Source organism: Clostridium sp. TF06-15AC (assembly GCF_003481165.1).
GTDB lineage: Bacteria > Bacillota > Clostridia > Lachnospirales > Lachnospiraceae > Otoolea > Otoolea fessa.
In genome coordinates this window covers 42,041-60,409 of record NZ_QUKS01000006.1, presented here as the reverse complement: position 1 = coordinate 60,409, position 18,369 = coordinate 42,041, and the positions used below count along the sequence as shown (strand labels likewise).

The following is an 18,369-nucleotide window of genomic DNA, read 5'->3' as shown; positions in this document are numbered from 1 at the left end:
TAGCAGATTTTATTTCATTTTTATATCTTAATCCATATATTTTTACCGCCCTGCAATCTTATGCGATACCAGAAACGCCACAACCGCTGTCACCGCGAAATAAAACCATGTGGACGGATTGTTGAACCAGGTTGTGAAAAACGATAACAGCATGTAAAGTGCAAACTGTGCGTACAGAAGATAGGTAATCGGATTCTGCACCTGGCGCATCATCCGCATCAGCAGATACGCCGCCGCTCCTAACAGGACAGAAAAGACGAACACGCCAATTACGCCGAAATCGTAGTACGCATCATAAAACATCGTCAGCGTCGTCAGCTCTTCCTTCGTCACATAATATGGAAATGCCGTCAACGACGGAACCAGAAACTTGAGTCCCGTCAGCGTCCAGAACGGTGCCAGCATTTTCATGCCCCAGCTGTGCTTCACAAGTCCCTTGACCAGACAGTCGAAATTATCGTAATTGTTTGCAATATAAATATACGGCTGCGTCACAAAAATCGGCAGGTGCCGTTTCATCTCAAAAACCGTATTCAGGTAGGCAGTATCATGGCTGCGCGCGATCGTCAGCAGAATGTAGAGCATAATCAGCCCCGCCAGCGCAAAAACAACGTAGATCGGATTCAGCTGGTGTTCCATCTGCATGTAGGTAATCAATGCCAGCAGTACCGCAAACAGAAGCTGGGAGCGCGACACGCACAGAAGTGGAATCGCCACCGCCGCTGCATCCGCCAGAAGCATACACACCAGCCGTCCCCGGCTGCGACCGCCCTCGATGCAAAAATAGATCACAGAGAGCGCCGGAACCAGCACACAGGACACCGTCAGATAATGAAGCCCGGTCACATGGAAATAGGAATAGGCATGCGGAACTCCACGGAGCAGCAGCGGAATATAGCCCATATAGACCGCCTCGATCGCGAAGCAGCCTGCCGATACCGCCGCCAGCGCCACCGCGCAGAAAAAAACAGTTCCGGCATAGGATTCCAGCCCCCGGCGCTGCACCGCGCCGGAATGACCGCCCACACGGACGGACGCTTCGCCGGAAAATGCTTCCAGATAATAAAAAGCCAGATAAAAGCCCGCAAACGCCGCCAGAAGTCCCAGCCACGTTCCCGCACTCCATGCCTGACTTAAATAACTAAGCTTCATACACGCCAGTCCCTGTCCACCTACAAAGGAAAGAGCGAAAATCCCCCGCAGATGCAGAAAATTTCCACTCCGGATATAGTCTGACGCATACAGATACACCGCCGCCGCCAGAAGCCCTGCGCCGGATAAAAGATAATGGCGGCTGAGCGCCAGAAGCAGCGAAGCCGCATAGCAAACCAAATAAACGATCATAGTTCCATCCTATCCGTACGTCTGTACACAGTCTTTTACCGCACCGTTTTTTTCTACTCGCCCAGCCCGTCATCAACGATTTTCAGCATCGCTGACAGAGCTTCCTCCTCGTCTTTTCCATCACAGATAAACTCGATCTCATCACCGCTCTTGATGCACGCCCCAAGCACGCTCAGGACACTCTTTGCATTGGACACGGTGCCACGGAACTGGAACTGGACGGAACAATCGAATTTTACCGCCTCATTACACAGGATTCCCGCCGGTCTCAAATGCAGACCGGTCGGGTTTTTTAATTTAATTTTTGCTTTTACCATTATTTTAACTTCTTTCTCCTCATTTGTGGACGGCGTACCATGCTTTATGCCACATTTCCGCTCTCTGCATCCACATTTTCTTTTGCCGAGCTTGCCCCGCTCTCCCGGTTGGAACTACTCTGGCTGTCCGTGTCTCCACGGTCACTCTCGGTGCTTTCCGTCGTCTGGGCGCTGGAGCTTCCATGCTCGCTGACCCGCACCGTCACAGCCGGTGCCGACAGCATCTTATACGCGTCCCCCAGCTGGAGCTGCGCCGTTGCCGTGTGCTCGCCCAGTCCCATGCCTGATACATCGACCCGGATATTCATCTTCGACGCCGACAGACTGCTTAAATCCTCCTCGAGTCCCTGTACCTTGACTTCCATCTTCGTATCTTCGACGGTATAGCTGTAGCTGCTGTTCTTTCCGTTTAGAGTCACATTCTCCGGTTTGACCGTAAAGGTTTTCTCCGTCAGCTTCTCCACCTGCAGTGTCACGTTGATCGTCGTGCTGTCCAGTCCCACGATCGTAAGCCCGGACGGCAGGTAATCATCCAGATCGATCTCGCACTCCACATCCTTTGTCGCGCCCTGCACATTGAGGGACGGTCCCTGAATCGTGATCGTGCTGACCGAAGCCAGATCGGTCTTGAGTCCTGCCACAGACACCGACTTGATATCCGTCTTCGGACCCGTATAGCGGTATCCATCCGCCACCTCGCCGCTGACGTCAAAATCAAGCGGTACTTCTTTTACTTTCAGGATCTGCATCGTATAAGAGACATCTCCGCCAACCGTCTTGACAGAATCTCCCAAATCTGACAGCACATTTCCATTGGCGTCAAAATACTCCGGTGTTGCTGTTCCACTGACATCCGCCACAGCACCGTCAATATTAAAACGGATACCCACGCTGCTGATCTGTCCGATCAGGGAGGTTGGTCCTTTGACCGTCACCTGAGATGGCACCATTGTCACCTCACCTGCCTCGTAACCGTCTGCCGCCTCGCCCTGCGGATACGCTTTCAGCGTAAATGCTTTGGTCTGCAGCGCCTCGGTCGTGATCTTGATGACCTCCGGGGACTTCACAACCGGCGTGGACTCCAGCAGTTCCTCATTGTTCACCACTTCCACTCGGATCGGGATCGCCCCCGTCACATCATACATTTCCGATAAATCCGCATAGGCGTTGAAATCCGACGCCTTTACCTTATAATCATCCTTCGTCCGGATCTTGAAACTGATCACCGCCGTTTTTTTGCCTACCACATCATAGGCAAGATCCGCCTGCTCCAGCACCTGATCGTTCGTGATCGTGACCGGAACCTCTCTCGTCGACACCTTGATCGGGTTCGCCACATTCACGACTGCCAGCCACACAAAGAAAGCACAGAACAGGGCAATCAGCTTGATCGCAAGATTATTCGTCAGCTTTTCTTTCATTTCTGCGTCTTCCCTTCCATATTCTGAAACGACCTGTGTTTTCCGTTTCCCGTTTTACCAGAACCGACAACATATCTCTCAGTTCATCGCCATCCTTGACACTCTTAAGCCGTCCGGACACAGCCACCGACACGCGCCCCGTCTCTTCCGATACAACCAGGGTCACGCTATCAGTCGCCTCACTAACTCCGACTGCCGCACGGTGTCTGGTTCCCAATGCCTTGCTGATATCCATATTGTCCGAGAGCGGCAGATAACAGGTCGCCGCTGTCACACGGTTACCGCGAATCACGACCGCGCCGTCGTGCAGCGGTGTGTTGTGCTCAAAAATATTGATCAGAAGCTGGCTCGTCACGATACCATCGACCTCGATGCCCGTCCGCTCGATCTCTCCGAGCGGCGTGCCCCTCTCGATGACGATCAGGGCGCCCGTCTTGACTTTTCCCATCTCAAAACAAGCACGCACCAGCTCTGCAATCGTCTTTTCGCTGAAATCCTCATTTTTCTTCGTATCATCCGTTGAGAACAGCGTCGTCAGCACATTCTGGCTTCCGATCTGCTCCAGTGCTTTCCGCAGCTCCGGCTGGAAAATAACGATGATCGCCGTTACCGCAATGTACGACGTCTTTTCCAGAAGCCACAGAATCGTATCCAGTTCCAGGATCGCAGCTGCCAGAAAGAATGCAAGAATAAAAACAATACCCTTCAGAAGCGTCCACGCCCGCGTATTTTTGATCCAGATCAGCATTTCATATACCAGAATTGCTATAATCGCGATCTCTATTAAATTTTTAAAGGTTATCTTCGGTACGAACGAGATCCACGAATAAATCTCCGCCAGTATCTCTGCCATTCTTTTCCCTCCCTTTCGGGCTGCGTTTCTGTTACCAGTCACGTACATATGACCCGTCACGCATTTCTTTTAACAACAAGTTTCTTTTATAAAATAGTCTATCTTCTCTTTACTTTATTGATTTCCTGTACCTTTACATCCGTCCTCGAAATTGCAATCTTTGGAACCGCTTTCACATAGTAATAATAATCGTCATCCTCAAACTGCGTGTACTCGGTCCGGCTGTAATCGACCGAAAAAACAAACAGCTGATAGATCAGCGATGCAATGACCGCACCAATCATTCCCACAACCAGCTCCGGCACGGACACCGGAACGCCAAAGCGGAAATCGCCGATAAACACAACCAGAATCTGTAAAATAAGGCCAGTTCCGATCGCGATCCCCCAGGAGTAATTGATCGACAGTTTCTTGAGCACACAGACCGTCAGCGCCCCCAGGCAGCATGCCGCAATCATGACAAGCATCGCCGGGTTTGCCAGCAGGTTTTTGATGACCTGAGCCAGCATCTGCGTGATCTCAGTCTGCTCACTGCCTGCCAGGAAGCTTCCGTTCTGCTTCACATACAGAATCACGTAGTACAGAAAAATCCCGCAGCTCATCGGAATCACCGATATGAGGCTTCCAGTCAGTCCGAGAATCATCGGGACTGCAAACGGCACCTTCAGAAAAAACAAGATCGGCGTTACAATCAGGTACGCGCTGTCACCCGGCTGAAATCCGTAATACAGCAGCACCACGATCAGAAGGAACACCAAGGTGATGAGCGCCACTTCCATTGATGCTGCAAAGAGCTGTGCCAGCAAAAAAATCCCAATCAGAAACGCAATGGCTCCAAATGGGAGAAATGCACATATAATTCCCGCAAACAGCGGCACCAGACCGCCGCTCAGTTTCGGCATCAGTCCGATGTTCTGGTTAATCAGAAACACCGCCGCAAAGGCAGTTATAAAACGCAGGAATGCATTCACAAATGCACTGTATCTCGCATAGAAAGCCTTGAGTGCTTCTTTCCCTGCAAGGAGTCCTCTCATCTGCCTCTCCTCTCTCTCTCCATTTTTCTGGCGCGCCGGTGTATATCGTAACGCTTATCCAGATGTTTCAGTTTCGCTATGTAGATCCGATTCCTCTTTTCCTCGTACTCATACCGCCCGCCATACACGATGATCGTCAGCACGACATACAGAAAAAGCCCCCCGAGGTATAAAGCTCCTCCTCGAAAAGCCAGTCCCTTCAGTTCATCCATTCCTATCGAACTCAGAACTACTTCTACATTAAATAATACCCACATTCCAAAGAGAAGTATGCTGCACAATGTATAGCTTATAAATCCCCGGAGCAGATTGCGGCTGATATAGTCGCTTTTAAAATACTGATTGACTGTTTTCATCTGGGAAGCATGCTTCTTCTCAAACAGTGCCAGTTCGGTCATTAATTTTATCTTGTCTTCGTTGAGCATACATGGTTCCTTTTTTATATATGCCGCGGCTTCCGGTCCAATACGTCCCGTTTCTGAAACCGCTGCGCCAAAAACGCATTCTTCCATAAATTATAACATAACTTTTTTCTCTTGGCGAGGGGGCGGGGGGATTTTTCATAGGTTTTTCATAAATTTGTAAGGGATTGTCAGACATCAAAAAAGAGCTCTGCCGATCACACATTTTCGCATGATCGGCAGAGCGTATCAAGTCTGTTTCATAAGATGTAAAAACTATGCCTTTTTTGCTTCTTTTTATGTTATGATACTTTTATGATATCAGGATCAAAAGGTTCGAAACATGCGTAAGCAGCCTTTTTCCAGACAATCAGAAGAAAAGAGGGATTTTGTTTTGAAAATCGCGATTGTAGATGATTTGAAATTGGATGCCGAACAGTTGTCGCATCTGATTTTTTCTTATATGAAGGAGCACCGTATTCCTACGGCTGCACCAGAAATATTTCCAAATGGTAAAACATTTCTCGCCAGCTTTACCGTCGGTTCCTTCGATATTGTCTTCTTAGATATCTATATGGATGGATTAAGCGGAATGGAAACCGCCCAAAAACTCCGCGCGCTGGATGCTTCCTGCCGGATCGTTTTTGTCACTACTTCGCCGGATTTTGCAGTGGACAGTTACGATGTGAACGCGGCTTTTTATCTGCTAAAACCGGTTACGATGGAGCGCGTTTCAAAGGCGCTGGAACGATGCCATCTTTCCGCCGACGAGGCGGAGGTTTCCGTTCTGGTTCCCTGCCAGGGAACAGAGCTTCGCTTGCCTCTGCATCAGATATCGTACACAGAATATCTGAAGCGGCGGATTCTGGTGCACATGCGGGATCGGAGCCAACATGAAATTTCCATGAATCAGCGGGATTTTTCTGCCCTGCTTTTGTCCTATCCTTGGTTTTGCGATTGCATCAAGGGGGTTTTAGTAAACCTGGAGGATGTCGATAAGCTTCTGGAAGACCGTTTTCTGATGAAAAGCGGCGCCTCCATTCCCATCAGCCGCCTGAAATACCGGGATGTCCGGGAACAATATATCCAATATTCGTACCATTTAGTCCGGGGAGGGCCGCATCTATGATTGAATTATTTTTTAATGAATTTTTGAGCACTTTTCCGTTTCATATTCTGGCATGTGTTCCATTTCACAAAAAACTCCGCCATTCTCCGTGGAAAACTTTTCTCTGGGTCTGTGGATTCGAACTGGGCTATCTGCTTCTGTTTCTGTTCCTGATTCAAAGCGGTTTGTCCAGTGTATGGGTGCAATACCTCGCGCTCCCTTGCTTTGGCGTTTTATTTAAGCTGATGGTAGACGCCGAGATCGGAATGATTTTATTTCTATATTTATTTATCATCGATTATCTGTTGGTCGTGCGTGCCGCCGCTTTCTGCATCTGTCAGGCGCTCTTCGGCTACAACTTTTTCTCCTGGGAGACCGGGCTGGTTACCTTTCTCCTCGTTTTGTGCAGTATCTATTTCATGGCAAAAGCAATGACCCGGACCGTCGAGGGGCTTTCTTCCGTATCAATCCCGTCTTTCTGGAATACAGCGTGGCTGCTCCCCGCTTCTGTGACCCTGATTCTTTTGCTTTTAACTGGAAATATCCGAAGCGGTACCATCACAGTCGCCGCACTGCTGGCGCGGTTCATGCTTTTGATCTGCATGTTTTTAATCAGTCATTTCATGATTCTGTTTATCCAACAGCTGAGGGAACAGCTGGAAGCCAATGCCCGCAGTGAGGCGATGGAACGTCTTTTGCAGATCCAGCGTGACCAGTACACAATGCTCCAGTCCCGGATCATCGAAAACCGCCGGGCGCGCCACGATTTCCGCCAGCATCTTCGGGTGATTCAGGACTGTGCCAACCGCGGCGATTTAGAGGATCTGAAGTCATACCTCGCAAACTACGAAAAACAACATCCGACTCATTCGGACCGCGTATACTGCAACAATTATGCGCTCAACGCCATTCTTTCCTTCTATGCAGATAAGGCGGAAAGCGCCGGAATCCAGTTTGACATCCACATTCAGCTGTCCGATCACCCGGTCATCCCGGAGACGAAACTGTGCGTGCTTCTCGGAAATCTGCTGGAAAATGCCCTGGACGCCTGTCAGACCGGGTGTTCCGGCTCTGAAAACACGCCGCCTTTCATCCGTCTCTCCGCGGTGCAGACGGGTACCTCCACCCTGTCCATCACCACGGACAACACCAGCGCATTCAGCCCTACCTGGATGAATGAAAAACTGGTATCGACCAAACCTGCTGGAAGCGGCATCGGAACCGAATCGATCCGCATGATCGCCGAACAGTACCACGGCGATGCACGGTTTGAATGGCGGGACGGCGTATTTTATGCTTCGGTATTGCTGAATCCGTAATGACACAAAAAGGGGATATCCAGTTTTTTCTGCTATCTCCCTACATAACCGGTTCCTGCAGCACGGTTCCCTCCGGGAATGCGGTACGGAACACGCGGCGCACCAGCGGACCTGCTACAATGAGCTGGAACGGAAGCGCCATGATGATGTTCTTCGGAATATTGGTCAGCCAGATGATGAGCAGCTGGCTCCATGCGCCGGATTTCACGCAGGCTTCCAGACCGCCATATAAGGACATAACAAATACCATCGGAACGACCATGCAGCAGGAGATCGTGATTACTTTACGAAGTGTGCTGCTCTCCGGTGATACAAAGTAACGGAACGCAATTCCCTTCGCCGGACCGGACACAATGAACCAGTCAAACAGAAACGCATACACGAATGCAAACGGGAATCCGATCCATCCTTCGCGGATCGTTTCCAAGGATAAATGTCCCATATGAAGGGTTACATTGTACATACTCATCCAGAGTACCATCGTGAAACACATGATAACGGAATAGATAAAACTTTCTCTCTTATTTCTTGGCATTTTCATTCTCCTCCTATAAAATAATTGCTTCTATCCAGATGCAACGGCAAATCAGTCCGACACACTCACGCACAAGATGCTGTCCGTGATAAATTTCACAAAATAAAAGGCAGCAGAAATCGGAAACTCGTTTCGATCTCTACTGCTGTATGCAATCTCACTGCGTTTTTTCAAACTATATTCGATTTGGGTTACGGTTCGCTATTATAACGTCTTTTTTCCATTCGTGTAAGCACTTTTTTTATTTTTTCACAATTTCATCATATTGAACGATCAATTTTTTTATTTTTTATTCCACTTATGCAACTTGACAAGAGCTGCTTTTTCAGCTCCCCTTTCATTTTTTCCGAATTTTTCCCTAAAAACAGGCAAATAGATATTGACAATACTGCCTTTATTCGATAGAATGTAATAGTATGTTTACATTGAACTGTCCGTGTCCAGGCTTTAATGCAAACCAAATACAAAATGAATTACGAATCAAAATAAAAGAATTTATGATGGAGGTACACTACATTGGCTAACATTAAATCCGCAAAAAAAAGAATCTTAGTTGCAGAGACAAGAGCTGCAAGAAACAAGGCTATCAGATCCAAAGTTAAAACTGCTGTTAAGAAAGTAGAAGCTGCTGTTGCTGCAAAAGATAAGGCTGCTGCACAGGCTGCATTATTAGCTGCTACCAGCGAGATCGACAAGGCTACTTCCAAGGGCGTATACCACAAGAATACAGCTTCCCGCAAAGTATCCCGTCTTTCCAAGGCTGTAAATACTCTGGCTTAATTATCCAGAGCGGATCTTTCGAATTATATATTAAAAATTAACCCAAATTAAAAAACCATTATTCTGTGGGTGTGACAGAATAATGGTTTTTTGTTGCTTCTTTTCCAGCCGGGTCCGGCCGAAGAACCGCTGATTCTGATGCTGGCACTGCCCTTTAGAATCAGCGCACGGAACTTCTGGGCTGACTGATCAGCAGCTCCACCGCCAGCCGGTCGCCCATCCGCCCGGTCTTGACTGCCTCCTCGGCATCCACGCAGGTCTGCACATAGGAAATGAGCTGTTCTTTCGTAAATGCCGCCGCCTGGCTGCTGAGTTTTCCGGCTACGAACGGAGGTACTTTCAATTTCGAGGCAACCGTCCCCCGGTCTGCGCCGGACGCCTGCAATTCTCGCACCAGCAAAAGCTGGTTAAACTGTCTGGCAATCAGGAACAGGATCCGCATCGGCGGCTCCCTGAGTGTCAGCAGGTCTTCGTACAGATCCATCGCCCGCTTCGTCTTTCCCGCCGTGATCGCCGCTACCATGTCGAAGATCTTGTTCGTGATCTGCACGGTCGTGATGACTTTCACATCCTCTGCCGTCACTACCTCACTGCCCATCGTGTAGGAAATGAGTTTTTCCAGCTCCATCCGGATGTTTTCCATATCATCGCCGACGCGCTCCAAAAAGAGATTCATCGTGGAGGGCGTGATCTTCCGCCCATTCTGCGCCAGGATCGTCGCCGCCCATCTGGCGAGCTGCGCGCTGTCCTGCCGCTTCATCTCCGCAATGTGACCCAGATCCTTGACCTTTTTGTAGAGTTTGTTTCGCTTATCGACCGCCTCCTCCACAAATACGATGCAGGTCGTGTCCGGCATCATCGGCAGATACTCCGCCAGCGCCTCCGAAGAAGTCTTGAAAAATCCGCTGTCCTCGATCAGAATCAGACGCCGCTCGCTGAAAAATGGCATCGTATCCGCCAGACTGATCAGCTCGTTGACATCCAGCCCTTTTCCCTCGAAATAATTGTAGTTCATCGTATCATCGCCCGAGATCGCCGCCCGCAGCTTCTTTTTATAACTCTGCTTCAAAAACGCCTCTTCGCCGTATAGCAGATAAACCGGCTTAAATGTGCCATTTTTGATGTCTTCATTGATCGTCTGCATTAACTCCGTCCCCGCCTCCTGGTTCTATTCGATAAAAACAGATCCATTTTTTCGAATGACTGTCCATCCGGTTACTTTCCTGTCTATTTTTTCACTTCCTACTATTATAAACATTTTTCTAAAATGTTGTCTACTGTAAACCCATAAAAAGAATAAAACAGCAGCTCCTTTTGTTGCTTGAAATTTTTCCTTGGTTCACTTTCAGTCAAAACCTACATTACCATCCCCAGCAAAAGATAGACCGCATACGCTACAATCCACGCAATCACGCACTGCGCCACCACGACAAAGCAAGCCCATTTTCCGCCCAGTTCGCGTCTGACCGATGAAATCGCTGCCACGCACGGCGTATAGAGCAGGCAGAAAACCAGCAGACTGACCGCTGAAAGAGGGGTCAGAATGTCACGCAGGCTCTGAGTCGTCCCGAACAGAACCGACAGCGTTGATACAACACTCTCTTTTGCCATAAATCCGGTCAGAAGTGCCGTGCAGACACGCCAGTCGCCTAATCCCATCGGCGCAAACAGTGGTGCAATCACACCAGAAATAACCGCCAGAAGACTCTGCTGGGAATTGGACACAACATTCAGGTGCAGATCAAATGTCTGAAGGAACCAGATTAAAATCGTCGCCACAAAAATAACCGTGAATGCTTTCTGCAGGAAATCCCTTGCCTTTTCCCAGAGAAGCTGGGCGACATTGCGCGCCCCCGGCATCCGGTAGTTCGGAAGCTCCATGACGAACGGAACGGCTTCACCCTTAAATAAAGTTGTTTTAAGAAGCATTGCCATCAAAATTCCCATCAGGATTCCCAACAGATAAAGTGCAATCATAACAATCGCCCCATGATGCGGGAAAAAGACAGCGGTAAAAAACGCATAAATCGAAATCTTGGCGGAACAGCTCATAAACGGAGTCAACAGGATCGTCATTTTTCGATCCCGCTCCGAAGAAAGCGTCCGGCTTGCCATGACTCCTGGTACCGTGCAGCCAAAGCCAATCAGCATCGGCACGATGCTCCGTCCGGAAAGACCGATCTTTCGAAGCAGTTTATCCATCACAAACGCCACACGTGCCATATAACCGCTGTCCTCTAAAAGCGACAGGAAGAAAAACAGCGTCACAATGATCGGCAGAAAGCTCAAAACACTTCCGACACCATTGCACACACCATCGATCAGCAGGGAATGGAGTACCTGATTGATACCTGCCGCTGTCAGCGCTGCGTCTGCCCGCTCTGTCAGCCATCCAATCACCAGTTCCAGACCATCTGAAAGGACCGCGCCAATCACATTAAATGTCAGCCAGAATACCAGACCCATGATTGCAATAAATGCCGGAATCGCCGTGTAGGTTCCGGTAAGAAGACGGTCAATCTTCACACTTCGCTGGTGTTCCCGGCTTTCCCTCGGTTTGACGACTGTCTGCCTGCAGACTTTTTCGATAAAACCAAACCGCATATCCGCAATCGCAGCTGCCCGATCCAGCCCGCGTTCCTTCTCCATCTGGCAGATAATATGTTCCAGCGTCTCTTTTTCATTCGTGTCCAGATTCAGACGCGCCTCAATCTCCTCATCGCCTTCTGCCAGCTTCGATGCAGCAAAGCGCACCGGAATACCCGCATTCTGCGCGTGATCTTCAATCAGATGCATAATACCATGCAGGCAGCGGTGCACCGCACCACCGTGATAATCCGCATCACAGAAATCCTGCCGTCCCGGCTTCTCCTGAAAATGCGTTACATGAAGCGCATGATCGATCAGCTCTCCGATTCCTTCATTCTTTGCCGCTGAGATCGGGATAACCGGAATTCCCAGTTCTTCCTCCAGTTCGTTGACACGGACAGAACCGCCGTTCTGGCGCACCTCGTCCATCATATTAAGCGCCAGAACCATCGGAATATCCAGTTCCAGAAGCTGCATGGTCAGATACAGGTTGCGCTCAATGTTTGTCGCATCCACGATATTGATGATTCCCTTCGGGTGCTCCTGCAAAATAAACTGGCGCGTCACCAGCTCCTCATTCGAATATGGCGATAAGGAATAGATTCCTGGCAGGTCGGTCACTTTCGTATTTTCATGTCCGCGGATCGTGCCATCCTTCCGGTCCACCGTCACGCCTGGGAAATTCCCCACATGCTGATTGGAGCCGGTCAGCTGGTTAAAAAGCGTCGTTTTGCCACAGTTCTGATTACCTGCCAGGGCAAACGTCAGGACGGTGCCATCCGGCAATGGGTGTTCCTCCGCCTTTGTATGGTATTTTCCACCTTCTCCGAGTCCAGGGTGATCGATCGCGCGCGCCATCGGAATCCCATGTTCCTTTTTGTCCGCTGCTTCGGTTCCTGCCTCGCGTACATTCTCAATCTCTATCTTCTCTGCATCCGCCAGGCGCAACGTCAGTTCATAGCTATGAATCCGCACCTCAACCGGATCGCCCATCGGCGCATATTTTACCATCGTAACCGATGCAGTCGGAATCAATCCCATATCCAGAAAATGATGCCGCAGTGCACCTTCTCCGCCAACTGCCCGAACGGTTGCAGTTTTTCCTATTGGTAAATCCTTTAATGTCATTCTCTGCCTCCATCTCTCTTCATTAGTCAAACTCATTGTATGTCATCAGGCTTCTACATCCGCCTGATTTTGAAGCAAAGCATAGAGAGAAAAATACTATTGAAACTTTTTCTCAATTATGTTTCCAGATAAGTCTATTGTACTTTAGGGAATTTGTCAATCGTTGGAATCTTTAAGAATCTACCAATCAGAAAAAAAATAGAAAAGATAAAAGAAAAACAGCAAGGATGAATCATCCTCACTGTCTCAAAATAGCTGGGCTACAAGGATTCGAACCTTGAAAATGACGGAGTCAGAGTCCGTTGCCTTACCATTTGGCGATAGCCCAATCTTTTATTTCATAGCTGTCTCAGCCACATTTATTATTATATCATAAATTTTTGTTTCGTCAAGTATTTTTTTCAAACACTTATGTTTTTTTGAACAATTATAATTATTTATCAGTTCGAAACATTTTACAGTCTCGTAATGCCCCGGATATTTTTCCGTCACGAGGCTTCCTGCAAATAATTCTAATGATTCTTAAAATTCCTGCTGCCCGAATCCAACTTCTGGTAACTCCAGACATATCATGGTTCAGGCAGCAGGAATCATATATCCTCATACACTCCGCTTTAATTAGCTGACTCCGCATCTGTCTTCGTTTCTTTTTCCGTCTGCTTTGTCTCCATCTGACTATACTCTGTCTCCGAGTGCGTGCTCTCTTTTACTGCTTCTGTCAGTGTCTCCGGCGCACGGGATGTCTCGGATGGCTTTGTCTCCACTGTCTCATCATCCGCATCGTCGTCATCCTCATCAATCAGATCATCCGCAATATCCGGCGTCTCGAAATAGCCTTTTACCGTACCAAAGGAGCCGCCGTCCCGCACTGCCACTCCGCCGAGCGTAAACGTGCACTCCGTATTGGCTGGAAGCCCTTTGACGTGAATCTCACAGGAGGTTCCGCCTGTGTCCGTGATTCTCGCCGAATAGCTCTGACCGTCCGGATCTACCACCGACACGGTCGGATTTTTCCATTTAACCTTTTCCTTAAAAACGATGTTCAGCGAACCGCTCTCGTAGTCCACATAGTCAATCTTCGCTTTCTTGCCTCCCGAATCGACTTCTTCCTCGTCCTCATCTGCTGCGGCGGTTGTCTCCACCGGGCGTGCAGCAGTCGATGGCTGTTCTGCCGGCGTCGGTTCATTTTCCGGCTGACCGGTGCTTTCCACGGTCGTCTCCGCTAAGGTTTCTTCCTCGGTCTGCGGCAATGTCACCTCATGAACCAGAGCCGCATCCGTCTCAATGGTGCTGTCCGTCTTCGAATAACCTACCGTATAAGCACGATCCGCGATCTCCCGCGCAATCTCTTCCATCGTCATACCGGCAAATTTTTTCATATCATTTTCGGTCAGGTCATTATCCCGGATCAGCTCTCGCAGAAAATACGCTTTTCCATAAGAAATATTGTATTTCTCCGCCAGATCCTGAATCTCCCCGGTTACCTTCATCCGCTGGTCATAGACAACCGCCTGTACCGCATGTTCCTGCAGGGAAGACTCTACATCTCCTACGACATCCTGACGCAAAGATGATGCCTTTTTCTCATTCTCATTGGACACGGTAACCAGAATCGCATTATCCAGTTCATCCAGATAACCGTTCCGGACCATCGAACCGATCAATGCGTTGACCGCAATATCAAGGTCTACATTTTTCAAATTCATATCATCCAGGATCGTCTCCGCATCCTCATTAAGCGGATTCGCCTGCAATACTTTCTCGTTCCGGTTGACGGAAAGCTCAATACTCGGATTGACATCGATGCCAATCACCGAATCGACACGGTGATTCTGGTAAAATGAAACACCGCCTCCTAACACAGCCACACACAAGCAGGCGGCTGCTGCCATCGCCACGGTCCGCATCCGGCGGTACATCCGTACACGGCGGGATGGTTTTACATAGATCTCCTGTGGTGTCGAGAGATCGATTTTATCGAATACGTTGGGAGTCAGGGCGTCCATCGCCGATCGCAGATGTGACTCAATCTCATCCTGTTCCCACGCTGTTTCAGAGTGATCGGTCAATGTACTCCCTCCTCTCTCAGGTGTTTTTTCAGTTTTTTCATAGCACGGTTGTACTTGGAAAGCACCGTTGCCAGCGGCATCTCCAAATCTGCCGCGATCTCACGATGTTTTAACCCCGCTGATGTCCGCAGAAGTACAATCTGCCGTTCTTCTTCATTTAATATTTTGAGTGCCGCGTGTAATACCATCTTATCCGCAGCATCCTCTATCTGGGGACAGAATTCCCCTGTCTCCATCTCAGAAAGATCCGAAAGCCCGATATCCGCTTCATGCTTCTGGTCACGGAAGCGCATATAGCAAAGATTTCTAGCGATCGTAAACATCCACGCCAGCGGTTTGCCCTGCGACTGATAGCTTCCAGCAGAAGTCCAGACCTTTAAATAAAGCTCCTGCATGACCTCCTCAGAGTCCTGCGGATTCCGCAAAATCGACAGAATAAAACCGTATATAGTTTTATCCGTATTCTGATAAAGCTGCTGAAACGCCGCCTTATCTCCCTCTGCCACTCGCAAAAGCAGCTTTTCATCGCTCATCTTATCATAGGCGACCGTCTCTTCCATGGTCGTTAAAAGCCCCATCAAAAACATGGACGAAATTTCCTTTCTATATAACTTAATGCAGATAAACCAGTTCTTATTGCATTTGTTATGAATTTTTTCTGATTCCTATCCAGCTCCTCACAGCAGCTGGCAAAAATCAATGCAGCTTTATTCATACTCGACCCGTTCCAGAAAAAGCCCCTCCGGCGGCGCCGTAAAGCCCGCCAACGCTCGGTCACAGGAAAAAAGCGTCTCCGCCACCGATTCCGGTGTCCGCTTATGAAGTCCTACCTCTATCAGTGTTCCGGTCAGGATTCTTACCATATTATATAGGAAGCCATTGCCACGAAAATGTAGTTCGCACACACTTTCCCGCATGGCAATCTCGATGGCAGTGAGATTCCGCACCGTCGATTTTTTCATCCGTTTCAACGAGCAGAATGCTTTAAAATCGTGCTCACCTGTCAGATACGCAGCCGCCCGCCTCATGGCCGCTATGTCCAGAGGTTCCCCCAGACCGTACACATATCGGCGCTCAAATACATTTTTCTTCGCTGCCGTCTCAATCCGGTAGCAGTAGGTCTTGGAAACGGCATTTAGACGGCTGTGAAAACGCGTTCCCGCCTCCTGTGCCGATAAAACAGCGATATCATCCGGGAGATAGCGGTTCAGGTACGCTTTCAACTCCTCCGCGCTCATCCCGGCACAGGACGCCGGAAGATGGAAATTCGCCACCTGTCCCCATGCGTGGACGCCTGCATCTGTCCGTCCGGAACCGTGCACTTCAACCGGCTGACCTGCCATTTTTTCAAGAATCTGTTCTAGTTTTCCCTGAATTGTCTTGTCTGTATTTCCCTGTTTCTGCCACCCGTCATAGCGGCTTCCGTCATACTGCAGGGTGATTTTTATATTTCGATCCGGCATATTTTTTCTCCATGTGTTATCCATTTTCATTCTTTTTTATTCGTAAATATATCTGTCCCGCCGCCAGATACAGCAACGTTCCGGTCAGCGCTCCTGCCATATCCAGCCACACATCGCTGATCTGACCAGAACGCCCCTCGGTAAACAGCTGAATCGTCTCATCCAGAAATGGAACCGCAAATATAGCGATGCGGTGGATTTCCAGCCATACAGACCCGCACGGTGCCATCGCACGCATTCTCCCAGTCCTATCTTTCCCATCAGCCGGATCCTCTGTCCGCATTTCTTCCAAAATAGCTCCGTTCACACGCACACAGAGAGCACTCTGCCGCAGCAAAATCCCCAATCCTGTATACTCAATAAAATGAGCACATTTGCGCACAATATGCTCGGTCAGCCATGGTACGGCTATTCCGGTATCTGCTGCCAGCTTCTGCAAAAGCCGGAGAACCCGTCCGCTCTCCGCCGATGACTGCACTGCCGGGCGCATGGAATTGGAGTAGATAAATAAAATGTATAATATTAAGATCACATGCCAGATCCATGCCATTCCCAGTGCTTTCTGTTTTTCCCGGATATTTTTTCCTGTATTCATCTATCAATCCCTGTATTCGCTTGACTCTTCTATGCGCTTACGCCTTTACTGCTCTGATTTTAAGATTCCACTCGCGTCAATCCGCTGTACCGCCAGCGCGATCGCATCTTCATCCTGCACCAGCGCCATCCGCACATGTCCTTCTCCCGATGGACCAAAGGCACTTCCCGGTGTCACCAGAACTCCTGTTTTTTCAAATAACGTTTTTACAAATTCCATCGAATCGCTAAATCCAGCCGGAATCGGTGCCCAGACAAACATCGTTCCCTCCGGTTTCTCCATCTTCCATCCGATCGATGCAAGACCATCACACAGACAGTCACGCCGTCTCTCATAAGCAGCTCTGGTCGAAGCCACACAGCTCTGGTCACCGGTAATCGCCGCGATCGCTGCCTTCTGGATCGGCAGGAACATACCGTAATCCATATTGGATTTCAACGTTTTCAGATGACTGACAACTTCCTTATTTCCCACGCAGAAGCCGACACGTGCCCCCGCCAGTCCATAGGTCTTTGACAGGGAATTAAATTCCACTCCGACTTCTCTCGCTCCTGGGAAACGCAGAAAGCTTCCGCAGGTTCTTCCATCAAATACCAGTTCACTGTAGGCGTTGTCATGCAGCACGATAATATCATATTTCTTTGCAAATGCGATCAATTCTTCATAGAAACTGTCCGGTGCCAGCACTGCCGTCGGATTGTTCGGGTAGGAGACAATCATAAATTTCGCTCTCTGTGCCACTTCTTCCGGAATTTCTTTCAAATCAATGATGTAGTGATTTTCTTCCCGCTGCGGCATATAGTAAAGCTCTGCCCCCGCCAGCGACGGACCATCCGCAAAGACCGGATAGCACGGATCCGGCACCAGAACCACATCGCCCTCGTCCACGATCGAAAGTGCGATGTGCGCCAGTCCCTCCTGGGAACCAAGCAGAGAGCAGATCTCCGTCTCCGGATCCAGTTTCACCCCATAGCGGCGCTCATACCAGTCAGACACTGCCTGCAAGAGCGCCTGCTGATCCTGAATTGCATACAGGTAATTCTCCGGCACCAGGCAGGCATCGCTGAGCGCCTTTAAAATATGCGGTGCGGGGGCAATATTCGGTGCGCCGATGCTCAGATCAACGATCATCTCCCCCTCTCCCAGTTTTTTCTTCTTCATCTGCGCCAGCATGGAGAACACGCCCTCGCCAAACCGGTCCATTCTATTTGCAAATTTCATCTTGTGTTGTCCTTTCTTGAAAGAAATCTCCGATTTTCTTTCCTTTTCTATTTCTATTTTTATCTCTATGAATCCTCTTTAAAACTCTAATAATTCCCATCCGCCCGATCACTCTGTCAAATGACTTATTCAACCAGTTCCACCAAATCACATCGAACTGCCCTCGCTGAATCTTATCAATCCAGCTTTGCA

General features: G+C 49.1%; 17 protein-coding genes and 1 tRNA gene. 3 read left to right on the top strand and 15 right to left on the bottom strand.

The genetic code is table 11. The annotated features are described in order from the left end of the window. Positions 1-42: 42 nt before the first annotated feature. From DXC57_RS12075 to DXC57_RS12050, 6 genes are all read right to left on the bottom strand, one after another. Positions 43-1,344, bottom strand: a complete 1,302-nt coding sequence (locus tag DXC57_RS12075; protein ID WP_118652831.1) for an O-antigen polymerase — start codon at positions 1,342-1,344, stop codon at positions 43-45. A 53-nt stretch (positions 1,345-1,397) separates the two neighbouring features. Beyond that, positions 1,398-1,661 (bottom strand): HPr family phosphocarrier protein, encoded by a 264-nt coding sequence (locus DXC57_RS12070; protein WP_107001249.1) that lies wholly within the window; start codon positions 1,659-1,661, stop codon positions 1,398-1,400. A 44-nt stretch (positions 1,662-1,705) separates the two neighbouring features. Next, on the bottom strand, positions 1,706-3,082 hold the full coding sequence (locus DXC57_RS12065; RefSeq protein ID WP_118652829.1) for a CdaR family protein: 1,377 nt from the start codon (positions 3,080-3,082) through the stop codon (positions 1,706-1,708). After that, complete coding sequence (cdaA, locus tag DXC57_RS12060; protein WP_118523269.1) at positions 3,060-3,935, bottom strand: diadenylate cyclase CdaA; 876 nt, start codon at positions 3,933-3,935, stop codon at positions 3,060-3,062. The genes DXC57_RS12065 and cdaA overlap by 23 nt, the downstream gene beginning before the upstream one ends. A gap of 98 nt (positions 3,936-4,033) precedes the next feature. Then, the gene (locus DXC57_RS12055; RefSeq protein WP_118652827.1) at positions 4,034-4,969 is read right to left on the bottom strand and encodes an ABC transporter permease; all 936 of its coding nucleotides are present in this window, start codon (positions 4,967-4,969) and stop codon (positions 4,034-4,036) included. Beyond that, positions 4,966-5,481 carry a hypothetical protein gene (locus DXC57_RS12050; RefSeq protein ID WP_243101472.1) on the bottom strand — a complete coding sequence of 172 codons (516 nt, stop codon included), beginning with the start codon at positions 5,479-5,481 and terminating at the stop codon, positions 4,966-4,968. The genes DXC57_RS12055 and DXC57_RS12050 overlap by 4 nt, the downstream gene beginning before the upstream one ends. Before the next feature lie 283 nt (positions 5,482-5,764). On the opposite strand from DXC57_RS12050, the gene DXC57_RS12045 reads away from it, so the two are divergent. Both DXC57_RS12045 and DXC57_RS12040 read left to right on the top strand, forming a co-directional pair. Next, entirely contained in the window at positions 5,765-6,499 is a 735-nt protein-coding gene (locus tag DXC57_RS12045; RefSeq protein ID WP_118652975.1) for a LytTR family DNA-binding domain-containing protein, read from the top strand. Next, on the top strand, positions 6,496-7,797 hold the full coding sequence (locus DXC57_RS12040) for a GHKL domain-containing protein (RefSeq protein WP_118652825.1): 1,302 nt from the start codon (positions 6,496-6,498) through the stop codon (positions 7,795-7,797). Before DXC57_RS12045 ends, DXC57_RS12040 begins: the two co-directional genes overlap by 4 nt. A gap of 40 nt (positions 7,798-7,837) precedes the next feature. On the opposite strand, the gene DXC57_RS12035 is transcribed toward DXC57_RS12040, so the two are convergent. Beyond that, positions 7,838-8,332 (bottom strand): DUF2798 domain-containing protein, encoded by a 495-nt coding sequence (locus DXC57_RS12035; protein WP_117795985.1) that lies wholly within the window; start codon positions 8,330-8,332, stop codon positions 7,838-7,840. Positions 8,333-8,848: 516 nt separating this feature from the next. Between DXC57_RS12035 and rpsT the strand changes: the two genes are divergently transcribed. Further along, positions 8,849-9,112, top strand: a complete 264-nt coding sequence (gene rpsT / locus DXC57_RS12030; protein ID WP_022358531.1) for a 30S ribosomal protein S20 — start codon at positions 8,849-8,851, stop codon at positions 9,110-9,112. A 160-nt stretch (positions 9,113-9,272) separates the two neighbouring features. Here the strand turns inward: rpsT and holA are convergent, their stop codons facing one another. From holA to DXC57_RS11990, 8 genes are all read right to left on the bottom strand, one after another. Next, the gene (gene holA / locus DXC57_RS12025) at positions 9,273-10,256 is read right to left on the bottom strand and encodes a DNA polymerase III subunit delta (RefSeq protein ID WP_107001255.1); all 984 of its coding nucleotides are present in this window, start codon (positions 10,254-10,256) and stop codon (positions 9,273-9,275) included. A gap of 212 nt (positions 10,257-10,468) precedes the next feature. Next, the gene (gene feoB / locus DXC57_RS12020) at positions 10,469-12,829 is read right to left on the bottom strand and encodes a ferrous iron transport protein B (protein ID WP_118523984.1); all 2,361 of its coding nucleotides are present in this window, start codon (positions 12,827-12,829) and stop codon (positions 10,469-10,471) included. Between the two features lie 255 nt (positions 12,830-13,084). Then, positions 13,085-13,157: transfer RNA gene (locus DXC57_RS12015), tRNA-Gln, on the bottom strand. A gap of 286 nt (positions 13,158-13,443) precedes the next feature. Next, positions 13,444-14,898 carry a hypothetical protein gene (locus tag DXC57_RS12010; protein WP_118652823.1) on the bottom strand — a complete coding sequence of 485 codons (1,455 nt, stop codon included), beginning with the start codon at positions 14,896-14,898 and terminating at the stop codon, positions 13,444-13,446. After that, the gene (locus DXC57_RS12005) at positions 14,895-15,485 is read right to left on the bottom strand and encodes a sigma-70 family RNA polymerase sigma factor (RefSeq protein WP_118471852.1); all 591 of its coding nucleotides are present in this window, start codon (positions 15,483-15,485) and stop codon (positions 14,895-14,897) included. The genes DXC57_RS12010 and DXC57_RS12005 overlap by 4 nt, the downstream gene beginning before the upstream one ends. Positions 15,486-15,605: 120 nt before the next feature. Then, positions 15,606-16,361 (bottom strand): tRNA pseudouridine(38-40) synthase TruA, encoded by a 756-nt coding sequence (gene truA, locus DXC57_RS12000; protein ID WP_118652821.1) that lies wholly within the window; start codon positions 16,359-16,361, stop codon positions 15,606-15,608. Between the two features lie 16 nt (positions 16,362-16,377). Then, complete coding sequence (locus DXC57_RS11995) at positions 16,378-16,956, bottom strand: VanZ family protein (RefSeq protein ID WP_243101471.1); 579 nt, start codon at positions 16,954-16,956, stop codon at positions 16,378-16,380. A 45-nt stretch (positions 16,957-17,001) separates the two neighbouring features. Next, positions 17,002-18,177 (bottom strand): aminotransferase class I/II-fold pyridoxal phosphate-dependent enzyme, encoded by a 1,176-nt coding sequence (locus tag DXC57_RS11990; RefSeq protein ID WP_118652819.1) that lies wholly within the window; start codon positions 18,175-18,177, stop codon positions 17,002-17,004. Between the last annotated feature and the right edge of the window lie 192 nt (positions 18,178-18,369).

Bases quoted from the DNA above. Each gene is read 5' to 3' on its own strand.
- DXC57_RS12075 (WP_118652831.1), bottom strand. From the start codon at position 1,344: ATGATCGTTTATTTGGTTTGCTATGCGGCTTCGCTGCTTCTGGCGCTC.
- DXC57_RS12070 (WP_107001249.1), bottom strand. From the start codon at position 1,661: ATGGTAAAAGCAAAAATTAAATTAAAAAACCCGACCGGTCTGCATTTG.
- DXC57_RS12065 (WP_118652829.1), bottom strand. From the start codon at position 3,082: ATGAAAGAAAAGCTGACGAATAATCTTGCGATCAAGCTGATTGCCCTG.
- cdaA (WP_118523269.1), bottom strand. From the start codon at position 3,935: ATGGCAGAGATACTGGCGGAGATTTATTCGTGGATCTCGTTCGTACCG.
- DXC57_RS12055 (WP_118652827.1), bottom strand. From the start codon at position 4,969: ATGAGAGGACTCCTTGCAGGGAAAGAAGCACTCAAGGCTTTCTATGCG.
- DXC57_RS12050 (WP_243101472.1), bottom strand. From the start codon at position 5,481: ATGGAAGAATGCGTTTTTGGCGCAGCGGTTTCAGAAACGGGACGTATT.
- DXC57_RS12040 (WP_118652825.1), top strand. From the start codon at position 6,496: ATGATTGAATTATTTTTTAATGAATTTTTGAGCACTTTTCCGTTTCAT.
- DXC57_RS12035 (WP_117795985.1), bottom strand. From the start codon at position 8,332: ATGCCAAGAAATAAGAGAGAAAGTTTTATCTATTCCGTTATCATGTGT.
- holA (WP_107001255.1), bottom strand. From the start codon at position 10,256: ATGCAGACGATCAATGAAGACATCAAAAATGGCACATTTAAGCCGGTT.
- feoB (WP_118523984.1), bottom strand. From the start codon at position 12,829: ATGACATTAAAGGATTTACCAATAGGAAAAACTGCAACCGTTCGGGCA.
- DXC57_RS12005 (WP_118471852.1), bottom strand. From the start codon at position 15,485: ATGTTTTTGATGGGGCTTTTAACGACCATGGAAGAGACGGTCGCCTAT.
- truA (WP_118652821.1), bottom strand. From the start codon at position 16,361: ATGCCGGATCGAAATATAAAAATCACCCTGCAGTATGACGGAAGCCGC.
- DXC57_RS11995 (WP_243101471.1), bottom strand. From the start codon at position 16,956: ATGAATACAGGAAAAAATATCCGGGAAAAACAGAAAGCACTGGGAATG.
- DXC57_RS11990 (WP_118652819.1), bottom strand. From the start codon at position 18,177: ATGAAATTTGCAAATAGAATGGACCGGTTTGGCGAGGGCGTGTTCTCC.